Below are 605 nucleotides of genomic sequence, written 5' to 3' on the forward strand. Positions count from 1 at the left end.
GAATCTCCGCGGCGGAGTAGATGTCGCCCTGCGCGTCCACCGTCTCCGGCTCCAGGACGACACCCAGGACGTACCGCTCGTCGTCGGGCTCGACGCCCTTGAGGAGGGACGTCGTGGTGGCGAAGGGGGCGGTGCCGGGAGACTCCTCCGGCTGCCAGTCGTCCACGGCGAAGTCGCTGCCGCCCTCCAGCGCCTTCGCGGCGGGCTGGTAGTTGCTGACGAGGAGCTGCGTCAGCACGGAGGAGCCGCCCACGCCGCGCATGGCCGCAATCGTGCGAGGCGTGCGGATCCGCTTCACCACGAAGCCGGAGTCCTTCAGCATCCCGGGCAACTTCCCCCGGATGCCATACGTCATGAGCCAGCGGCCCTTCAGCGACTTGAGGACGCCGTAGAAGCGCTCCTCGTCGAAATCACCCTCGCCAACGTCGACGTTGTAGCCAGGGTAGGGCGGGTCCAAGAAGAGGACGGTGTCCTTCCTGTCGTACTTGCGGACCACCTTCTCGTAGTCGCCGCCGTACACCTTCACGCGCTTGAGGCGCGGGGCGTGCTGCTCGATGCGGGCGAGCGTCTTCGCCTCGACGCCCATGCCGTTGGGGCTGACGCTG

At 67.9% G+C, this 605-nt stretch carries 1 protein-coding gene; it reads right to left on the reverse strand.

Going from position 1 to position 605, the window contains the following annotated elements:
• A partial coding sequence (locus HUW62_RS50260) for an XkdF-like putative serine protease domain-containing protein (RefSeq protein WP_176438224.1) occupies positions 1-605 on the reverse strand: 605 nt, incomplete at both ends.

The organism is Myxococcus sp. AM011, from assembly GCF_013372595.1.
Taxonomy (GTDB): domain Bacteria; phylum Myxococcota; class Myxococcia; order Myxococcales; family Myxococcaceae; genus Myxococcus; species Myxococcus eversor.